Annotated in this window: 14 protein-coding genes; 4 read left to right on the top strand and 10 right to left on the bottom strand. The window is 71.4% G+C overall.

Annotated elements, in window-relative coordinates; genetic code table 11:
• Positions 1 to 513 precede the first annotated feature (513 nt).
• On the top strand, positions 514 to 3,117 hold the full coding sequence (gene glgP, locus OG520_RS12335; RefSeq protein ID WP_399333947.1) for an alpha-glucan family phosphorylase: 2,604 nt from the start codon (positions 514 to 516) through the stop codon (positions 3,115 to 3,117).
• A gap of 102 nt (positions 3,118 to 3,219) precedes the next feature.
• On the opposite strand, the gene OG520_RS12330 is transcribed toward glgP, so the two are convergent.
• Both OG520_RS12330 and OG520_RS12325 read right to left on the bottom strand, forming a co-directional pair.
• On the bottom strand, positions 3,220 to 5,253 hold the full coding sequence (locus OG520_RS12330; protein ID WP_406013206.1) for a M4 family metallopeptidase: 2,034 nt from the start codon (positions 5,251 to 5,253) through the stop codon (positions 3,220 to 3,222).
• Positions 5,254 to 5,416: 163 nt separating this feature from the next.
• On the bottom strand, positions 5,417 to 6,331 hold the full coding sequence (locus OG520_RS12325) for a TetR/AcrR family transcriptional regulator C-terminal domain-containing protein (RefSeq protein ID WP_406013205.1): 915 nt from the start codon (positions 6,329 to 6,331) through the stop codon (positions 5,417 to 5,419).
• A 137-nt stretch (positions 6,332 to 6,468) separates the two neighbouring features.
• Here OG520_RS12325 and OG520_RS12320 point away from each other — a divergent pair, with 137 nt between their 5' ends.
• Positions 6,469 to 8,070, top strand: coding sequence for an MFS transporter (locus OG520_RS12320; protein ID WP_406013204.1), 1,602 nt, complete (start codon positions 6,469 to 6,471; stop codon positions 8,068 to 8,070).
• 19 nt (positions 8,071 to 8,089) lie between these two features.
• On the opposite strand, the gene OG520_RS12315 is transcribed toward OG520_RS12320, so the two are convergent.
• The 6 genes from OG520_RS12315 to OG520_RS12290 all read right to left on the bottom strand — a co-directional run bounded on the left by OG520_RS12315 (position 8,090) and on the right by OG520_RS12290 (position 14,808).
• Positions 8,090 to 9,121 (bottom strand): alcohol dehydrogenase, encoded by a 1,032-nt coding sequence (locus tag OG520_RS12315; RefSeq protein WP_406013203.1) that lies wholly within the window; start codon positions 9,119 to 9,121, stop codon positions 8,090 to 8,092.
• A gap of 124 nt (positions 9,122 to 9,245) precedes the next feature.
• Positions 9,246 to 11,018, bottom strand: coding sequence for an ABC transporter ATP-binding protein (locus OG520_RS12310; protein WP_406013202.1), 1,773 nt, complete (start codon positions 11,016 to 11,018; stop codon positions 9,246 to 9,248).
• On the bottom strand, positions 11,015 to 12,643 hold the full coding sequence (locus OG520_RS12305) for an ABC transporter transmembrane domain-containing protein (protein WP_406013201.1): 1,629 nt from the start codon (positions 12,641 to 12,643) through the stop codon (positions 11,015 to 11,017). The genes OG520_RS12310 and OG520_RS12305 overlap by 4 nt, the downstream gene beginning before the upstream one ends.
• 53 nt (positions 12,644 to 12,696) lie before the next feature.
• Positions 12,697 to 12,963: a hypothetical protein gene (locus OG520_RS12300; protein WP_406013200.1), complete on the bottom strand. Its 267-nt coding sequence runs from the start codon at positions 12,961 to 12,963 to the stop codon at positions 12,697 to 12,699.
• Between the two features lie 223 nt (positions 12,964 to 13,186).
• Positions 13,187 to 13,969, bottom strand: a complete 783-nt coding sequence (locus OG520_RS12295; RefSeq protein ID WP_406013199.1) for an isoprenyl transferase — start codon at positions 13,967 to 13,969, stop codon at positions 13,187 to 13,189.
• A 179-nt stretch (positions 13,970 to 14,148) separates the two neighbouring features.
• Positions 14,149 to 14,808 carry a MarR family transcriptional regulator gene (locus OG520_RS12290; protein WP_406013198.1) on the bottom strand — a complete coding sequence of 220 codons (660 nt, stop codon included), beginning with the start codon at positions 14,806 to 14,808 and terminating at the stop codon, positions 14,149 to 14,151.
• A 199-nt stretch (positions 14,809 to 15,007) separates the two neighbouring features.
• Here OG520_RS12290 and OG520_RS12285 point away from each other — a divergent pair, with 199 nt between their 5' ends.
• Both OG520_RS12285 and OG520_RS12280 read left to right on the top strand, forming a co-directional pair.
• On the top strand, positions 15,008 to 16,213 hold the full coding sequence (locus tag OG520_RS12285; protein ID WP_406013197.1) for a cytochrome P450: 1,206 nt from the start codon (positions 15,008 to 15,010) through the stop codon (positions 16,211 to 16,213).
• A gap of 3 nt (positions 16,214 to 16,216) precedes the next feature.
• Positions 16,217 to 16,429 (top strand): ferredoxin, encoded by a 213-nt coding sequence (locus OG520_RS12280; protein WP_399333926.1) that lies wholly within the window; start codon positions 16,217 to 16,219, stop codon positions 16,427 to 16,429.
• Positions 16,430 to 16,487: 58 nt separating this feature from the next.
• Here the strand turns inward: OG520_RS12280 and OG520_RS12275 are convergent, their stop codons facing one another.
• Together OG520_RS12275 and OG520_RS12270 are read right to left on the bottom strand one after the other, a co-directional pair.
• On the bottom strand, positions 16,488 to 18,347 hold the full coding sequence (locus OG520_RS12275) for an ABC transporter ATP-binding protein (protein ID WP_406013196.1): 1,860 nt from the start codon (positions 18,345 to 18,347) through the stop codon (positions 16,488 to 16,490).
• On the bottom strand, positions 18,344 to 20,203 hold the full coding sequence (locus OG520_RS12270) for an ABC transporter ATP-binding protein (protein ID WP_406013195.1): 1,860 nt from the start codon (positions 20,201 to 20,203) through the stop codon (positions 18,344 to 18,346). The genes OG520_RS12275 and OG520_RS12270 overlap by 4 nt, the downstream gene beginning before the upstream one ends.
• Between the last annotated feature and the right edge of the window lie 102 nt (positions 20,204 to 20,305).

The following is a 20,305-nucleotide window of genomic DNA, read 5'->3' as shown; positions in this document are numbered from 1 at the left end:
TGGGCATGGCCGCTCCTGTCCGCATTCACTCGAATGGCAGTCGAATGACCCGGGCGCGGGTATGTTTCGAGCATGTGAACCGGATGGACTCCACACCCGCGGATGCCTCGCATTCTTGCTGCATTCGGGCGGTATTCATCTGGTGCCCGGTGCGCACTCGGGCTGTGTACCGGAGAAGCCTTCCCACGATTCCCGGTGGGCCAATCCAGTGATTCTGTCAACTACTCGGGCGTATTCATGACGACCTGTTCGCACCGGGCGTCGCCCCGTGTGCGCGGGCCCGCCGGTGCCCCCGGACGCCACTGGGCAGCTTTCTCCTTGGCGTGGAGTGCCACAAGACCGAACGGGGGAATGGAATCGGCCATTACCTGTGTGGTCGATGTGCCTGGAGGGGCCGTGCGGGAATCCGGTTACGGATGGGACGGGGCCCGCCACTGCCGTCGAGGGTGACGGAGCGCCGCACACCGTGGTGCGTCCCCTCGGATCCGTACGTCCCCTGTAAAGGTGGAACACGTGAAGGCCATTCGTCGGTTCACCGTGCGCCCCGTCCTCCCCGAACCCCTTCGACCGCTCAGCGACCTCGCCCACAATCTGCGCTGGTCCTGGCACACCGAGACCCGTGAGCTGTTCCAGGCCGTCGACCCGGAGGTCCGGCGGACGGCGGAATGCGATCCGGTGCGGCTGCTCGGTGCCGTATCCGCCGGACGACTCGCCGAGCTGGCCCGGGACCAGCAGTTCCTGCACCGGCTGGCCGAGGCGTCCCAGGGCCTCCGGGACTACCTGCACGGACCCAGGTGGTACCAGGAGCAGCTGGAGCAGGGAGCACAACTCCCGGCCGCTGTCGCCTACTTCTCGCCCGAGTTCGGAGTGACCGCGGCCCTGCCCCAGTACTCCGGCGGGCTCGGCATCCTCGCCGGCGACCATCTCAAGGCCGCCAGCGATCTGGGCGTCCCCCTCGTCGGGGTCGGCCTGCTCTACCGGCACGGCTACTTCCGCCAGAGCCTGTCGCGCGACGGCTGGCAGCAGGAGCACTATCCGGTACTCGATCCGAACGAGCTCCCGGTCGCCCTGCTGCGCGAGGCCGACGGAAGCCCGAGCCGGGTGGTGCTGTCGCTGCCCGGCGGCCGTTCGCTGCACGCCCACATCTGGCAGGCCCGGGTCGGACGCGTACCGCTGCTGATGCTCGACTCCGACGTGGAGGAGAACGCGCCGGGCGAACGCGAGGTGACCGACCGGCTGTACGGCGGCGGCAGCGAGCACCGGCTCCTCCAGGAGATGCTCCTGGGCATCGGCGGCGTACGGGCCGTGCGGACGTACTGCCGGCTCACGGGGCACCCGGAACCCGAGGTGTTCCACACCAACGAGGGGCACGCCGGCTTCCTCGGACTCGAACGCATCCGTGAACTCTCCGGCACCGGGCTGGACTTCGACTCCGCGGTGGAGTCCGTACGGGCCGGCACGGTCTTCACCACCCACACACCCGTGCCCGCCGGGATCGACCGCTTCGACCGCGAACTCGTCGCCCGGCACTTCGGCGAAGACGGCGAACTCCCGGGCGTGGCCGCCGAACGCATCCTGCAGCTGGGCATGGAGACCCGCCCCGACGGTGAGGCCGGTCTCTTCAACATGGCGGTGATGGGACTGCGGCTCGCCCAGCGGGCCAACGGGGTCTCCACCCTCCACGGCTCGGTCAGCCGGGAGATGTTCGCCGGGCTGTGGCCGGGCTTCGACGCGGCCGAGGTGCCGATCACCTCGGTGACCAACGGGGTCCACGCACCCACCTGGGTGGCGCCCGAGGTCTTCCGGCTGCGCAGCCGATACGGCGGCACGCCCGGACGCTGGGACTCCGCCGCCGAGGTCCCGGACCGGGAACTGTGGGACCTGCGGCGGTCCCTGCGCGGACAGCTGGTCACCGAGGTGCGCGAACGGCTGCACGCCTCATGGCGCGCCCGGGGCGCCGAGCCGGCCGAACTCGGCTGGATCGACGGCGTGCTGGACCCGGACGTGCTGACGATCGGGTTCGCCCGGCGCGTTCCCTCGTACAAGCGGCTCACGCTGATGCTGCGCGACCGCGACCGGCTGATGGAACTGCTGCTCCACCCGACCCGCCCGATCCAGATCGTCGTCGCGGGCAAGGCCCACCCCGCCGACGACGGCGGAAAACGGCTGGTGCAGGAGCTGGTGCGGTTCTCCGACGATCCCCGGGTGCGCCACCGCATCGTCTTCCTGCCGGACTACGGGATGGCCATGGCGCAGAAGCTCTACCCGGGCTGCGACGTATGGCTGAACAATCCGCTGCGCCCGCTGGAGGCCTGCGGTACGAGCGGGATGAAGGCCGCGCTCAACGGCTGCCTCAACCTCTCGGTGCTCGACGGCTGGTGGGACGAGTGGTTCGAGCCGGACTTCGGCTGGGCGATCCCGACCGCCGACGGTCTGGCCCTGGACGAGGACCGCCGGGACGATCTGGAGGCCGCCGCCCTCTACGAGCTGATCGAGGACAGGGTCGCGCCCCGCTTCTACGACCGGGGCGACGAGGGGCTTCCGGAGCGCTGGATCGAGATGGTCCGCCGCACGCTGGGCACGCTCGGTCCCAAGGTGCTGGCCGGGCGGATGGTGTGCGAGTACGTGGAACGGCTGTACGCGCCCGCCGCGCGCGCCCGGCGCGCGCTGGACCCCGGGACGGCGCGCCGGCTCGCCGACTGGAAGGCCAGGGCCCGTGCCGCCTGGCCGCGCGTGGCCGTCGACCACGTGGAGGCCGTGGCGCCCACCGCGGCGGACGGTTCGGCCGAGCTGGGGGCGACGCTGACGCTCCGGGCCAGGGTCGCCCTCGGGGTGCTGGAGCCGGACGACGTGGAGGTGCAGGCGGTGGCCGGCCGGGTGGACGCCGCCGACGGGATCTCGGACGCCCAGGTCTTCCCGCTGAAACCGGCCGGGGGCCAGGACCTGGAGGGCCGCTGGCTCTACGAGGGGCCGCTCGCCCTCGACCGCACGGGGCCGTACGGCTACACGGTGCGGGTGCTTCCGGCCCATCCGCTGCTGGCGACCGGAGCGGAACTCGGCCTGGTGGCGCTGCCCCCGGAGGCGGCGGGGGACGGTGCGGGCGTGCTGATGCGCTGAGAGCCGGTCGGAGGTCACCCGACGGGCTCCGACACGGAACCGCCCGGCAGGGGCGCGAGCTCCTGCCGGGCGGTGGTCACCGGTTCATGACCGGTGCGGGGTTCAGAAGGTGAGCTTGAAGCTGTTGATCTTGCCCGTGTCACCCGAGTAGACGTCCTGGACCTTGAGCTTCCAGGTGCCGTTGGCCACCTCGGAGGACGCGTTGACCGTGTAGGTGCCGCGGACGTCGTCCGCCGGGTCGCCGGCCGAGGAGTTCTTCAGCCGGTAGGCCGTGCCGTCCGGGGCGACGAGGTCGACGACCAGGTCACCGCGGTAGGTGTGGGTGATGTCCACGTCGACCTTGAGGGCGCTGGGCGCGTTGCCGGTGACACCGGTGACGTTGACCGAGCTGGTGACGGCCGCACCGCGGTCCGGGATGGCGACCGACGTCTTGCTTTCGAAGACCTTGCCGCCCGGGTCGGGGTTGCCGCCGTCGCGGGTGCCGACGTTGATGGCGGCAAAGGCGTCTCCGACGGCCTTGTACTCGGCGCTGGTCGTGCCGTACAGCTCACCGGCCGCGGCGAGGGCGCCGGTGCGGGCCGCCGCGTAGTTCGTGGTGGAGGTGAACTTGGTGGTGAGCGCCTTGAACCAGATCAGCGCGGCCTTGTCGCGGCCGATGCCGGTCACCGGCAGGCCGTCGGAGGTCGGGGAGTCGTAGGAGACCCCGTTGATGACCTTGGCGCCGCTGCCCTCGGAGAGCAGGTAGAAGAAGTGGTTCGCCGGGCCCGAGGAGTAGTGGACGTCGACGTTGCCGATGCCGGAGTACCAGGCGTCCTTGGACGCGCCGTCCTTGCTCGGCTTGTCCTGGTAACGCAGCGGGGTGCCGTCACCGTTGATGTCGATCTTCTCGCCGATGAGGTAGTCGCCCGGGTCACTGGCGTTGTTGGCGTAGAACTCGACCGCGGAGGCGAAGATGTCGCTGGTCGCCTCGTTGAGGCCGCCGGACTCGCCGCTGTAGACCAGGTCGGCGGTGGCCGAGGTGACACCGTGCGTCATCTCGTGCGCGGCCACGTCGAGGGCGGTCAGCGGGTTCGCGTTGCCGCTGCCGTCCCCGTAGGTCATGCAGAAGCAGCTGTCGTCCCAGAAGGCGTTGACGTAGTTGTTGCCGTAGTGGACGCGGGAGTACGCGCCGACGCCGTCGCCCCGGATGCCGGTGCGGCCCTGCACGTTCTTGTAGTAGTCCCACGTCTCCGCAGCGCCGTAGTGGGCGTCCGCGGCGGCGGTCTCCGAGTTCTGCGGGGTGCCGTCGCCCCACACGTCGGTGGACTTGGAGTACAGCGTCCCGGTGCCGGAGCTGCCGTGGTTCAGGTTGTACGTCTTGTGGTTGCCGCGGCCCGTGTCCGTCAGCGTGTACGACGGGGCGGTGCCGAGGGTCACCTGGCCGCTGTACTCGGTGTTGCCGGTGCCGTTCTCGATGCCCTGCCACTCGTACAGCTTCGCGCCGGTGGTGGCGTCGGTGATGACGTGCAGCTGGTTCGGGGTGCCGTCCTCCTGGAGGCCGCCGACGACGGTCTCGTAGGCGAGCTGCGGCTTGCCCTGCGCCATCCAGACCACCTTGCGCGGTGCCCGGTCGGCCTCGGTCTTCTTGGATCCGTCGGCCTTGGCGAGGCCGAGTGCCTGCTTCTCGGCCACCGCGGGAGCGACGTCGGCCGCCGTGTCCACGGACTTCAGCTGCGCGCTGGAGACCTTGGAGGCCTTGGTGACGCTCTGGGTGGTGCCGGCCTTGGTCTCCTGGACGACCAGGTCGCCACCGAGCACCGGGAGTCCGGCGAAGGTGCGCTCGTAACGCGTGTGCGTGGTGCCGTCGTTGTCCTGGATGACGTCCTTGACGACGAGCTTCTCCTGCGAACCGAGACCGAGGTCCTTGGCCGTGTCCGCCTTGCTCGCGTTGGCCTCGCGGATCAGCTCGGCGCGCTGGGACGGGGAGAGCTGCTTGGCCAGGGCACCGTGGTCGGCGCCGGCCGCCGCCGAGGTCGCCGCTGTGGCGCTGCTGGGAGTGGCAGTGGCCGTTCCGGTCTGGACGCCGACGGCGAGGAGGGCTGCTGCGGCTATCAGAGCGCCGGTCGCGGTGGCACGACGGCTGGGCGTGGATCTCACGCGGACTCCTTCTGCGAGGGGGGTACCGGCGGCTCGGTGAGCCGTCCGGGGTGAGCGAGAAGTGCGCAGAACGGGGTGAAGAGTGTCAGCAGGAAGCCGTCTCTGTCAGGACCGCGTCAACAACTTGGCCGGAACTCGTCCGTTGCCGGAAAGGTCATGTTCGTTAAGCGGACGTTTCACGGATCATCACCGCGATGCCGTCCAGCGTCCTCCGCAGCCCGAATTCGAAGAGAATGTCGAGGTCGAGCTCGAACTCCTCGTGTTCGAACAGTGAGTTGAGGAACGGGTATTCGCCGCTGGCCGAGATGGTGTCGAAATGTGGCTCATTTCTTACCATCCACTCCTCGGCGGAGAGTCCGGTGTCCTGACGCGCCTGCGACTCCAGCTCGCCGGCCATTGCCAGCCCCTGGACATGAGCGAACAGTGTGAGGTGGATGTACAGCTTCGTCTGCGGCGGAAGTCCGGTTCCGGCGAGGGCGCGCAGCACCCACTCCGTGTACCGCATCGCGTGCGGGGTCGCGGTCGGCCGGGTGAAGGAGGCCACGGCCTGCGCCATCCAGGGATGGCGCCCGTACACCGACCGGAGCCACCGGGCGGCGAGTTCCAGCCCCGGTCGCCAGTCCTGGGGTGCGGCACCCAGCGGGCGTTCCCCGAAGGCCTCGTCCGACATCAGCCGGACCAGCTCCGCCTTGCCCGGCACATGGCGGTACAGCGCCATGGTGGAGGTGGCCAGGATGGTCGCGACCCGGCGCATCGACACCGCGGGCAGCCCCTCGGCGTCCGCCAGTCCGACGGCGGTACGCACGATGCGTTCACGGCTCAGGGCGGGGCCGTTGCCCGCGCCGGAGGGGCCCGGTGCGCTCCGCTCGGCGACGACCGTGCCGACGCCCGGCACCGCCCGCACGAGGCCCTCACCGCGCAGCGCCGACAGTGCCTTGGTGGCGGTCGCCATGGCGACACCCCACTCCTGGACGATCGCGCGGGTGGAGGGCACCCGGTCACCCGGGGCGAGTTCACCGGAGACGATCCGGCGGCGGAGTACACCGGCGATCCTGAGGTAGGGCGATTCGGTCGGCACGGGTGCACTGTACTAGTGCACCCGGAACGGCGTACGCCCGCTCAGCACGCGGAATTCTGCGGGGTTCGCGGAGCCGGTCGGGAGGTGCACTACGGCGGTGTTTGCGGTGTACGCGGAGCAACTGCTGTGCTCCCGGCATGACTTCAGGACCACACATCCCGGCACCACCCGCCCCCGGCGCACCGGAGCCCGTCGCCCCGCGTGCCGGACGTCGTGAATGGACCGCGCTCGGCGTGCTGATGCTGCCGCTGCTCTTCGTCTCGATGGACGTCTCCATCCTCTTCTACGCCCTGCCGGCCATCGGCGCGGACCTCGAACCCGGCTCCACCCAACAGCTGTGGATCCTGGACATGTACGGCTTCGTCCTCGCCGGACTGCTCATCACCATGGGCGCGCTCGGCGACCGCATCGGCCGCCGGACCGTACTCATCGCCGGCACAGTCCTGTTCGCGGCCGCCTCGGTCGCCGCCGCCTACGCGCAGTCCCCCGGGGCGCTGATCGCCGCTCGGGCTCTCCTCGGCGTGGGCGGCGCCTGTCTGATGCCGTCCACCCTCGCCCTCGTGCGCAACCTCTTCCACGACCCGGGGCAGCGCTCCCGGGCGGTCGCCCTCTGGACGACCGTACTGGCCACCGGCATCTCCGTCGGCCCGGTCGTCAGCGGGGCGCTCCTCGAACACTTCTGGTGGGGCTCCGTGTTCCTCGTCAACCTGCCCGCGATGGCACTGCTGCTGGTCCTCGCACCCTTGCTGTTGCCGGAGTCGAAGGCCCCCGCCGAGGGCAGGTTCGACATCCTGAGCGCAGTGCTCTCGCTCGCCGCGCTGCTGCCACTGATCCACGGCATCAAGGAGCTCGCCAAGCACGGGTACCAGCCGCTGCCGGCTCTCGGAATCACCGTCGGACTCGCCCTGGGCTTCGTCTTCCTCCGCCGGCAGGCCCGTCTCGACCACCCGATGGTCGACCTCGCGCTCCTGCGCCGCCGCTCCTTCGGCGGGCCGGTCGTCGTCAACCTGCTGGCGATGGCGGCCACGGTCGGATTCGCCGCGTTCTTCTCCCAGTACGTGCAGTCCGTCCTGGGGAAGAGCCCCTTCGAGGCGGCCATGTGGAGCCTGGTTCCTTCCCTCGGCGTCATGGTCGCCGCCCCGGCGGGCGCCGCGTTCGCCCGGCGGTTCGACCGCGGATACGTCATGGGCGGCGGGTTCGTCGTCTCCGCCGCGGGCTTCCTCTCGCTCACCCGTGTCGGGGTGGACTCGCCGCTCTGGACGACACTTGCCGGGTCCGCCGTCTACGCGGGCGGGCTGGTCTCCGCGATGACCCTCGCCAATGAACTCGCCCTCGGCGCCGCACCGCCCGAGCGCGCGGGCTCCGCCGCCGCGGTCCTCGAGTCGGGGCAGGAGCTCGGCGGTGCCCTGGGGATGGCGATGCTCGGTTCGGTCGGCGCCACCGTCTACGGCCGGGACATGAACGGTACGGTGCCCGGCGTCGTGCCCGAGGCCGCGCGGGAGACCCTGGGAGGCGCGGTCGCGGTGGCCCGGCAGCTCCCGCACCACCTGCGGGACACGGTGCTCTCCTCGGCGTCCAGGGCCTTCACACACAGCATGAACATGGCCGCGGCCGGTGCCGCGGCCGCGATGCTCGGTGCCGCCGTGCTCTCCGTCGTCCTGCTCAGGGGCTCGGCGTTCGTACCGGCCGGCGGAGCGGGCGGCGAAGCCCGTACCGAGGAGCGGAGCCGATCGCGGTGAGGACCAGCGGCCTCGGGCGTCAGGCGGTGGTGAGCACCATCCGGAAGCGGGCGGCGCCGGACAGCATCTTGCGGTACGCCTCCTCCGCCGCGTCCAGCGGCACGGTCTCGGTCATCGGGCGGATCCCGTGCAGGGCGCTGAACGCCAGGGTGTCCTGCACGTCCTGCGCGGTGCCGGCCGGGTGGCCCCGGACGACCTTGCCGGTCATCAGCAACTGGTTCGGGCTGATCCCCAGCGGCTCCGGGTCCGCGCCGATGGCCACCAGCTCGCCGCGGGGCGCGAGCCCCTCCACGGTCGCGGTGATGGCCGCGGAGTTGGCGGCGGTGGCCAGGACGACCCGGGCACCGCCCAGGGACTGCAGCGCGTCCGCGACGGTGGTGCCCGCGGTGCTGTCGATGTAGTGGTGCGCGCCGAGCTCCTTGGCGAAGTCGGCCTTGGCGGCTCCGCGGGCGATGGCAACCGTCTCGAAGCCCATCGCGGCCGCGTACTGCACGCCCAGGTGCCCCAGCCCGCCGATGCCGAGCACGGCGACCAGGTCTCCCGGCCGGGCGACGCTGCGCCGCAGTCCGTTGTACGTGGTCACTCCCGCACAGCCCATGGGCGCCGCGTCGGTCGCCGACAGCGCGTCGGGGATCCGGGCCAGGGCGTCCGCCGGGACGATGACGCTCTCGGCATAGCCCCCGTCGTACGCCCACCCGGGCACCTTCAGGTTCACGCAGACCATGAAGTCGCCCTGCCTGCACGGTGTGCACTGGTGGCAGCTGCCGCCGAACCAGCCCACCGCCACCCGCTCACCCACCTGCCAGGCGCTCTGCGTGCCGTCGCCGAGCTCTTCGATCCGGCCGGCGATCTCGTGCCCGGGAACCACCGGGAACCGTACGCCCGGGAGCGCGTCGTCCACGAAGAGGGCGTCGCTGTGGCAGACGCCGCAGGCGTCCACGGCCACCCGGACATGGCCCGGACCCGGCTGCGGCACCGCGCGCTCGACGATCTCGAAAGGACCGCCGGCGGCGGTGGCCTGCGCGGCTCGGTAGACACTGGGGACGCTCATCTGGATCTCTCCGGGACATGGGAGTGGACGGCCCCCTGGAAACAGCAGACCAGCTCCGGCCCGGTCGCGCGCGCCGGGCGGCGCGGACGGGGGGCGGGCCCCGCCGCGTCCGGGTGTCACCGGCTCAGGAGGAGGGCGGGCCTTCGCCGTGCCAGGAGCGCCAGAGCGCGGCGTAGGCGCCGTCGGCCGCCACGAGATCGTCGTGGGTGCCGAGTTCGGTGATCCGGCCGTCCTCCATCACCGCCACCCGGTCGGCGTCGTGAGCCGTCTGCAGGCGGTGCGCGACGGCGACGACGGTCCGGCCTTCGAGGACGGCGGCCAGCGCCCGCTCCGTGTGCCGGGCCGTCCTCGGGTCCAGGAGCGCGGTGGCCTCGTCGAGTATCAGCGTGTGCGGGTCCGCCAGCACCACGCGCGCCAGGGCGAGCTGCTGTGACCGGGCGCCGTCCGGCCGATGCCCGCCGTGGCCCAGATCGGTGTCCAGGCCGTCCGGCAGCTCGTCGGCCCAGTCGGCGCCGACGGCGGCGAGTGCCGCGCGCATTTCGGCATCGGTGGCGCCGGCCGAGGCGATCTTCAGGTTGTCCCGGACCGTGCCGAGGAAGACATGGTGCTCCTGGGTGACCAGGACGACGTGCCGGCGCAGCCGCTCGGGGTCCAGCCCGGCGACCGGGACCCGCCCGACCGTCACCGAACCGGTGCGCGGTGCGTCCATGCCCGCCAGCAGTCTGCCCAGGGTGGTCTTGCCCGCGCCGGAGGGGCCGACGATCGCGAGCCGCTCGCCGGGACGGACCGTCAGGCCGACACCGTGCAGCACGTCGCCCCCGCCGTCGTAGGCGTAGCGCACATCCGTCACCTCGATCCGGTCGTCGGCCGGTGCGGGGGAGACGGCCGGTGGTGTGTGCGCCGCCAGGCCGAGGCCCTCGACCCTGGCGAAGGAGGCACTGCTGCTCTGCAGTTGTTCGAGCCGCTGGAGGATGGTGTCCAGGGGCTGGGAGAGCTGCCGCAGATACAGGGCCGAGGCGACCACCGCGCCGAGGCTCATCGTGCCGTGGTCGTGCAGTACGCCGCCGACGAGCAGGACACCGGCCACCGGAATGACGTACGAGATGTCCACGGCCGGGAAGAGCACACTGCGCAGGAACAGCGTCCGGGTCCGGGTGCTCCAGCACTTCTCGATTGCTTCCCGGCATGCCGTGACGCGGCGCTGCTGAAGCCCGAGGGCCTCCACGGTGCGGGCCCCGGCGGCGGTGGCCGCCAGCTGCTCGGCGAGAGCCGAGTTGGCGGCTCCCTCGGCCAGGTACGCGGTGAGCGCCCGGCGCAGATACCAGCGGGCCGCGAACCAGATGCCGAGCAGGCCCAGCACCCCGCACGCACCGAGCAGCGGGTCGAGCGCGAAGACCGCACCGAGGATGAACAGCGCCTGGACCCCGGCGATGAGGACCTCGGGCCCGGCGTCCCGGAGGGTGGCGCCGACCGCGGCGACATCGGTGGTGCCGCGGGTCATCAGGTCGCCCGTGCCGGCCCGCTCTACCACCGGGGCGGGCAGCGCGAGCACCCGGTCGGCGAACTGCTCGCGGATGCGTGCCAGGGTCCGCTCGCCGAAACGGTGTCCGACGTGGCCGGCGCAACGGACCAGGAGGAGCTGCGCCAGCGCGAAGACGAGGATGGTGAGCGCCAGGCGGTCCACCGCGGCCACCCCGCCGCCGGCCCTGACCTCGTCGATGATGCGGCCGAGCAGCCACGGGCCGACGAGCCCCGCACCGGCGGCCAGCGCGTTGAGGCCGATCACGGCGGCGAAGACGCGAGCGTCCAGCCGGATCAGCCGGAGCACGGCCCGGCGTATCCGGGACGGTTCGGCGATGGGCAGGGCCTGGGGCGTCGGCTCGGATCCGGTGGTCATCGCACGGCCTCCCGGGACGGCGGGACGTTTCCTTCGTCGGCGCGGTCGTCGTCCGTACCGCGGGACACCAGGAGGCGGTAGCCGGACTCCCGGTCAAGGAGCTCACGGTGGCTGCCGACGGCCGCGACGCGACCGTCGACCAGGTAGTACACGGTGTCCGCCCGGTCCAGCAGGAGCGGTGAGGTGCTGGTGACGACCGTGGTGCGGCCGGAGCGCGCGGCGCGCAGCCGGGTCGCCATGGCCGCCTCGGTGTGTGCGTCGACCGCCGAGGTGGGCTCGACCGCCAGGAGCACCTCGGGATCGGCCAGCAGGGCCCGGACCAGCCGGACGCGCTGGCGCTGGCCTCCGGAGAGATTGCGGCCCTGGGCGTCGACGGGCGAGTCGAGTCCGTCCGGCAGACCGCGGACGATGTCCTGCGCCACGGCCGTGTACAGGCAGCGGCCGATGGATTCCTCGTCCCGGTCCCGGGCGCCGCTGATCACCTCGCGCAGCGGACCGGCGAACAGATCGGCCTCGTTGTCCGCGACCAGGATCCGCCGCCGCACCTGCGTCAGGTCGATCTCGTCCAGGCGTATCGCGCCCCAGGTCGCGGCCGACCCGGTGAACCGGCCGAGCCTCTCGACCACCGCCGCGGACTCCGACGGCCGGGCGCCGGCCAGCGCGGTCAGCCTCCCGGGCACCACTTCCACGCCGGAGTCCGGATCACGGAGCGCGGACGGCGGACCGGGCCCGTCCACGGCCGCCTCACCGCCCGCGGAATCGGGCTCCAGGTCCAGGAAACGTATGACCCGGCGGGCGGCGACCAGCCCGCGGCTGAGGTCGTAGCCGCCCTCGATGAAGAACGAGACCGGCACCACGAGCACCGCGGCGTAGCCGTAGACCGCGACCAACTCGCCGACGCTGATGGTTCCCTGAGCGGCCATCCGGGCCGCCAGCCAGGTCACGGCCCCGAGGAACAGGGTGGGCAGGCCGACGCCGAGGGCCTGGATCCAGCTGGTCACCGCGCCGACGCGGTACCCCTCCGCCCGCAACTCCTGCGAGCCGCGCCGGTAGCGCTCGGCGTACACCTCCTTGCCGCCGATGCCGTTGAGGACGCGCAGCCCCCCGACCATGTCCTCGAACCGGTCGGCGAGTCGGCCCTGCCGCTCCCGGTACGCCGCCTCTGCGCCCTGCAGCCGCCCCAGCAGCGGTCCGACCAGCACCGCGAGCAGCGGTACCCCGAGCAGCACCACTGCGGCGAGCAGCGGTTCCACGGCCAGCAGCAGCGCGGCCACGACGACGAAGGCGAGGACCGCGCCGACGCCGGGGCCGGTGATGGTCAGCGTGCCGGCGATCACGGCGACGTCACCGAAGCCGATCGTGACGACCTCCCCGGCCGTGACCCGGCGCGGCAGCGCCCCGCCCAGCCGGGTCGCCTGCGCGACCACGGCCCGCACGGAACGGAAGGCGGCGTCCAGCCGCACCCTGGTCATCGTGCGGTGCCGCATGATGGCCAGCCACGCGTTCAGCACACCCACACCCAGCAACGCCGCGACCCAGCCGATCAGAGCGGGCCACCGCCCCGGTTGCAGCCCGTCGTCGATGGCGCGGGACAGCAGGTACGGCGGCAGCGTCAGGCACACCATCCAGGCGCTGCCGAGCAGCGCCCCGGCGGAGACCCGACGGCGCTGACAGACGATCAGCCACCACAGGTACCGCAGGGCGCTGCGGCGGTCCGGGGGCCGTATCGGGTGCAGTGAGCGATTCTTGATGTGGATCCCTCCCCGGGGTGGCAGCGGAACGCGGTCGCGGGCGCCTGCTCCCCGGATCGTACGGACAGCGTGTACGTGCGGTCCGTGTCGGGGACGACGACGAGCAGCGGGGCGCCGCGCTTGAGGTGCGCGTGGGCGGCGCGTCGGCTTTCGCCGCCGAGGACGTACCGCGCCGTCTCGTCGGTGCCGTACACGAGCCCTTCGACGAGGGCCTCGCATCGGTAACTCGCCTGCTCGCCTCGTTCGTGGCGGGGCTCAAGCGGTTACGAACGGGCGCCCTGCGACGGCCGAGTCCCCCGTTGGTCCAAGTCCTCATCCAGCGAGAACGGCGCCCGGTGCATCGAGATGCACAGCGGAGTGGCGACTGCGGAGCGCACCGGCCTGCTCACCCCGGCTGATTCCCGGCACCGAAGGCGGTCATTTGCCGAATCGCCGTTCACGATTCGCGTACGAGCGAAGTGCGCGCAGGAAGTCGACGTGACGGAACGCCGGCCAGTAGCAGTCCACCCAGTGCATCTCGGCGTACGCGGACTGCCAGAGAAGGAAGCCGGACAGCCGCTGTTCTCCGGAGGTCCGGATGATGAAGTCGGTGTGGTCGGCTGTCGGCGAGTACAGATGCCGGGAGATGTCCTCGATCTCGAACCGCTCGGCCAGCTCGGCAGGGTCACCACCGGCGGCGATGTGTTCCTCGAAGGCGCTCTTCACCGCGTCGACGATCTCCCACCGGCCGCCGTAGCCGACCGCGACGTCCACCTTGAGCCCGCCGCGTCCCGCGGTCGAGGCGGCGGCCTCCTTGAGTACCCGGGCACTGGCACCGGGCAGCATGTCGAGCGAGCCGATCACCTGGACCTCCCATGAACGGCCTGCGGCCGTGATGTCCCGGACGGTCTCTTCGATGATCTCGATCAGCGGGCCGAGCTGCTCGGCGGGGCGCCCGAGGTTGTCGTCGGAGAGCATGAAGAGGGTCACGCGCTCGATGCCGTCGGCACTGCACCAGCCCAGGAACTCGGTGGTCTTGGCGCCGCCCGCCCGGTACCCCTCCCGGACGTCCACGTGACCCGCCTGCCGAGCCCAGCGCCGATTGCCGTCGAGCATGATCCCGACGTGCTGTGGGCGTGGCAGCCCCGCCAGGGTGGCGGCCAGTCGGCGTTCGTACACCGCTTCGATCGGCCGTCGGAGGAACAGCGGGAGCAGCCTCATGAACCATCTCCATCGCGTTGTGGATGCTCTCCGCGGACCCTACCAGGGGCTCCTTGACGAGCTTGGTGCACAGGTGAATGGCCTTGCTGTACACGCTACTTGGCAAGGAGTGCGCGCTACGGTGGGTCTGTTCGGCGAGGGTATGCATCGGCGAACGTCGACGCCCGCTCCGGGGCCCCTCACCCCAGGAGGGGACGCCAGCGCTCGGCCGACTCCATGATGTCCAGGCTGACCCGCTCCAGGAATGCCCCTGCCCTGGCCATCCGCTGCCCCACGGGGCTGTCGGGCCCGGACGCCTCCACCGTGGTCATCGCGGACTGTGCCGCATCGAGCGTCTGTTGCGCGCTGAGAACGACGGAGTGGTACCAGGCCTGGTCGTCGATCACGTAGACGTCGCGACGCCGCTGCGGATCACGCTCGCGCCGGACATAGCCGTGCTGGACGAGGTAGTTCACGGACACGGAGACCGAGGCGGGGCTGACCTTCAGCCTGCGGGTCAGCTCGGCCGCGGTGCGCCTGCCGTCCTCGGACAGCAGCAGGTCGACGTGCACGCGCGCTGTCATCCTCGGCAGCCCCGCCCGGACCGCCATCTCGACGATCTCCTCTCCCGTTGCGCCACCCGGTGGTTCGGCCGCGCGCGGGGGTGCCGGTGTGCCACGCCGCGCCCGCCGGGTCGTCGCCCGGTGCGCCCGCTGGGGCTGGTAGCCGCTGGGGCCACCGTTGCGTCCGATCTCCCGGCTGATCGTCGAGGTCGGCCGGTCGGTCCGCCTCGCGATCTCGGCGTAGGAGAGCCCGTCGGCGATTCCGGCCGCGATGCGCTGGCGGTCCTGCTGGGTCAACCGTTCTCCTGGCATGCCGTCAGTATTGCTTTTGCCGTCATTCATTGCAACGCGATATTGCATTAGGGCCCAGCGTCATTGCATCAATTTCCCGCAAGTCACCTGGGGAAATGCGTTTCTGTCGATTGACACTCCTTCTGAATGCAACGTAGCTTTCGAGCATCGTCAAACGCGTACTATCGCGAGATGAGGAATGGTCATGGGTGAATTCCCGCACACCGTCACGACGATGCCGACGGCGCGTCAGTCCGGCTGCCCCTTCGACCCGCCGGCAGAGCTGGTCGACGCCCGCCGGCACAGCCCCATCAGCCCCTACACCTTCCCCGGCGGAAAGCCCGGCTGGCTGATCACCGGATTCGACCTGGTCAGGTCGGTCCTGGCCGACTCGCGGTTCAGCTCACGCAAGGAGCTCATGCTCCACCCGACCATCGACTACGGAGACATGCAGGCACCCCCGGCGCCGCCCGGCGAGTTCCTCCTCATGGACGAGCCCCAGCACAGCCGCTACCGAAAGCCGCTGATGGGCAAGTTCACCGTACGGCGGATGCGACTGCTCACCGAGCGCGTCGAGCAGATCACCGCGGACCACCTGGACGCCATGGAGGAGGCCGGGCCGTCGGCGGACCTGGTGACCGCGTTCGCCAAGCCCATCCCCGCCATCATGATCTGTGAACTGCTGGGGGTGCCGTACCAGGACCGGGGGTCCTTCCAGGAGCAGGTCGACTCGTTCATGAACGGGGAGACGAGCGACGAGGACCTGCTGGCGGCCTATACCGCGACCCAGGACTACCTCGCGCAGCTGGTGGCCGCCAAACGCGCGAACCCCACCGACGACGTGCTCAGCGACCTCACCGACAGCGATCTGACCGACGAGGAGCTGAGGGGGATCGCACTGATCCTGCTGGCGGCCGGGCTCGACACCACCGCGAACATGCTGGCCCTCGGCGCCTTCGCACTGCTGCGCAATCCGGAGCAACTGGCCGCGCTGCGCGCCGATCCCGCGCTCGCCGACCGGGCCGTGGAGGAACTGCTGCGGTACCTCAGTGTCGCCAAGACGTTCATGAGGACGGCGCTGGAGGACGTCGAGGTGGGCGGCCGGACCATCAAGGCCGGCTCGCGGGTGATCCTGTCGTACAACACCGCCAACCGCGACCCCGAGCGCTTCGCCGACCCCCACGTGCTCGACCTCCGCAGGCAGGACGGCGGGCACCTGGCCTTCGGTCACGGCATCCACCAGTGCCTGGGGCAGCAGCTGGCCCGCGTCGAGATGAAGGTCGCGTTCCCCGCGCTGTTCGACCGCTTCCCCACGCTGCGCCTGGCCGTACCGCCTGAGGAGGTTGCCCTGCGTCCGGAGACCGCGGACGTCTACGGGGTGAAGAGCCTCCCGGTCACCTGGGACGCGTGACCCATGAGGATCACTGTGGACACCGAGCGCTGCGTCGGCTCCGGAATGTGCGTGTTGACGGCCGGCGAGGTGTTCGACCAGCGTGAGGAGGACGGCAAGGCGATCGTGCTGCGACCCGAGCCGCCCGCCGACACGCGGGACTCGGTTCGTGAGGCGGTCGACCTGTGCCCCGCCGCGGCGATCACCCTGTCGGCCCCCGGTACCCCCGTTCCGTAGCCGGCCGCCCGCGGACGGCCTCCACCCGCCCCACCGGGCGCCCCGGGCCGGAGGCCGCTCAGGTCAGGCTCTCCCGCCACGCCCGGTGCAGCCCCGCGAAGCGGCCGGTGCCGGCGATGAGTTCGGCCGGGGTGCCGTCCTCCACGATGCGGCCGTGCTCCATCACCAGGACCCGGTCCGCGATCTCCACCGTGGAGAGGCGGTGGGCGATCACCACCGCGGTGCGGCCGTGCAGCACCGTGTCCATGGCCCGTTGCACCGCCCGTTCGCCGGGGACGTCCAGCGAGCTCGTCGCCTCGTCGAGGATCAGCACCGCCGGGTTCGCGAGCAGGGCGCGGGCGAAGCCGACCAGCTGGCGCTGACCGGCCGAGATCCGGCCGCCCCGCTTGCGTACGTCCGTGTCGTACCCGTCGGGCAGTCCGCTGATGAAATCGTGCGCGCCGATCGCCTTGGCGGCCTGCTCGATCTCCGCACGGGTCGCGTCCGGGCTGCCGATCGCGATGTTCTCGGCGACCGTCCCGGAGAACAGGAACGCCTCCTGGGTCACCATCACCACACCCCGCCGCAGCTCCGGCACGGCCAGGTCGCGCAGATCCGTACCGTCGAGCAGCACCCGGCCGTCCGTCGGGTCGTAGAACCGGGCCAGCAGCTTGGCCAGCGTCGACTTGCCCGCACCCGTCGATCCGACCACGGCGACGGTCTGCCCGGCCGGGACCGTCAGATCGAAGCGGGGCAGCACCTCGCCGCCCGTGCGGTAGGCGAAGCGCACCTGGTCGAAGACGACCTCGCGGCCCGGGTGTTCGCCCGTGAGGGCCGGCAGATCCCGCGGGTCCGACGTCTCCGGGACGGACGGGGTCTGGGCCAGCAGACCCGCGATCTTCTCCAGCGAGGCCGCGGCCGACTGGTAGGAGTTGAGGAACATGCCGAGCCGGTCGATCGGGTCGTACAGCCGGCGCAGATAGAGCACGGCCGCGGCCAGCACCCCGAGCGCCAGGGTGCCCGAGGCCACCCGGTACGCACCCCACAGCACGATTCCGGCGACCGCCGTGTTGGCGACCAGCCGGGAGCCGACGACATAGCGGGCCATCTCCAGCATCGCGCTGCCGTTGGTCCGCCGGTGCGTGTTGTTGAGGCCCTCGAAGTGCGCGTCGTTGACGGGCTCGCGGCGGAAGGCCTGGACGGGGCGGATGCCGTTCATCGTCTCCGCGAACTTGACGATGACCGCGGCGATGGCCGAGGACCGCTCGGCGTACAGCACTCCGGCCCGCCGCTGGAAGAGCCGCACCAGCAGATACAGCGGGACGAAGGACAGCACGGCCAGCGAGCCCAGACCGAAGTCCAGCCAGAGCAGCATCAGCGAGATGGAGACGAAGGACAACACGACGCCGATCAGCTCCTGAAGCCCCTCGCTGAGCAGCTCCCGCAGCGACTCCACGTCCGTGGTGGAACGGGAGATCAGCCGGCCCGAGGTGTAGCGCTCGTGGAAGTCCACGCTCAGTGCCTGCGCATGACGGAAGATCCGCCCGCGCAGATCGAGCAGCGCGCCCTGGTTGACCAGGGCGGAGACCCGTACGAACGCGTACTGCATGCCCCCGGCCGTCGCCGAGCACAGCGCGTACCCGACGGCCACCGCGATCAGCGGCCCGTAGTCCGCGTCCCGGAACGCGGGCACCCCGCTGTCGATGGCGTACGCGACGAGCAGCGGGCCGGCCTGGACCGCGGCCTGCTGGACCAGGAGCAGCAGCGCGATCAGCGCCACCCGGGCCTTCATCGGCCGCAGCAGCGATCTCAGCAGTGCCCGGGTCGCGCCGGGCGGGGTGGGCAGATCGTCCCGGTCGAACCGGTCCCCGGTGGCCTCGGAGTCCGCAGCGTCCGCCGCGTCCTGGGCGGGGGCTGTGTCCGTCGTCGTGCTGGTCATCGGGTGCCCTTCTCGGCGAGGAGGTCCTCGGCGGACAGGTCGGGGAAGGAGTCCTCGGCGTCCTCCGCGGGCGCGTCCGGCGCGCCCTCGGCGCCCGACATCAGCCAGGCGTACTCGGCGCTGCTGCGCAGCAGTTCCTGATGGGTGCCGACGGCGGTGATCCGGCCCTCCGAAAGCAGTGCCACCCGGTCCGCGAGCATCACGGTGGACGGCCGGTGCGCGACCACGATCGCCGTGGTCTCCGCCAGGACCTGCCGCAGCGCGGCCTCCACCAGCGCCTCCGTGTGCACGTCCAGCGCGGAGAGCGGATCGTCGAGGACCAGGAAGCGCGGCCGGCCGACCACGGCGCGGGCCAGCGCGAGCCGTTGCCGCTGCCCGCCGGAGAGGCTGAGACCCTGCTCGCCGACCTGGGTGCCGACGCCCTCGGGCAGATCGTGCGCGAAGTCGGCCTGGGCGATGGCGAGCGCCCTGCGCAACTCGTCGTCCCCGGCCCCCTCGGCGCCCATCAGCACGTTCTCCCCGACGCTCGCCGAGAAGAGCGTCGGCTCCTCGAAGGCCACGGACACCAGCTCGCGCAGCCGCTCCCGGGGCATGGTGGTGATGTCCGTACCGTCCAGGGTGATCCGCCCCGCGGTGGCCTCGTGCAGCCGTGGCACGAGGGCGGTGAGCGTCGTCTTCCCGGAACCCGTGGCCCCGACCAGCGCCATCGTCTCGCCGGGGCGGATGCGCAGATCGATCCGGGACAGTACGGGCACGGAGCCGGGCGCCGCGTCGGGGTAGCGGAACTCCACGCCCTCGAAGACCATTTCACCGCGGGCCGACCCACTGACCGGGGCCTGCCCGTCGGCGGTGGAGGCGTTCTCCTCCTCGGCCACGTCCATCACCTCGAAGAACCGCTCGGTCGCCGTCGCCGACTCCTGGCTCATCGCCAGCAGGAAGCCGATCGACTCCACCGGCCAGCGCAGCGCGAGCGCGGTGGAGAGAAAGGCGACCAGGGTGCCCGCGGAGAGGTCGCCGTCCGCGACCTGGACCGTGCCGAGCACCAGCGCCGCACCGATGGCCAGCTCCGGGAGCAGGGTGATGGCGGCCCAGATGCCCGCGAGGAGGCGGGCCTTGGCCAGCTCCGTGGTGCGCAGCCGCTGCGAGAGGGAACGGAAGGCGAGGGCCTGGCTGCGGTGCCGGCCGAAGCCCTTGATGATGCGGATGCCGAGCACGCTCTCCTCGACGACCGTCGTCAGATCGCCGACCTGGTCCTGGGCCCGGCGCGCCACGGTCGAGAACTTCGTCTCGAAGACCAGGCAGATGACCATCAGCGGCGCCGCCGGAGCGAGCAGCACCAGCCCCAGCGTCCACTGCTGCATCAGCAGAATGACGAAGCCGATCAGGATCGTCGCACCGTTGACCAGCAGGAAGGTCAGCGGGAAGGCCAGGAACTGACGCAGCAGCATCAGGTCCGTGGTCGCGCGCGAGAGCAACTGCCCCGATGCCCAGCGGTCGTGGAACGCCACCGGCAGCCGCTGGAGATGCCGGTACAGATCGGCCCGCATCGACGCCTCGACCCCGGCCAGCGGACGGGCCACCATCCACCGCCGCACCCCGAACAGCGCGGCCTCGCCGATGCCCAGCAACAGCAGGTACAGCGCGCCGAGCCAGACGCCGCCGGGGTCGCGGTCCGTCACCGGGCCGTCGACGATCCACTTCAGGACGAGGGGGATCACCAGGCCGACGCAGGACGCGGTGACAGCGACCAGAGCGGCGCCGAACAGCCGCTTCCGCACCGGCTTCACATAAGGCCACAACCGCATCAGCGACTGAGCGGTGGACCGGTCCTTGGGCTCTACATGTTCTTCGGGCATCACAGGCGAGCCTACGGTTCACCCCTGACATCGCTCATGTGGTTTTTCGCCCGACAGACGGTGACCGGGTGCGACGGGGACCGGCGCACGCCGGTCGTAGTC

It is taken from the genome of Streptomyces sp. NBC_00984 (assembly GCF_045162475.1).
Lineage (GTDB): Bacteria > Actinomycetota > Actinomycetes > Streptomycetales > Streptomycetaceae > Streptomyces.
This window is presented reverse-complemented; position numbering and strand designations above follow the sequence as displayed.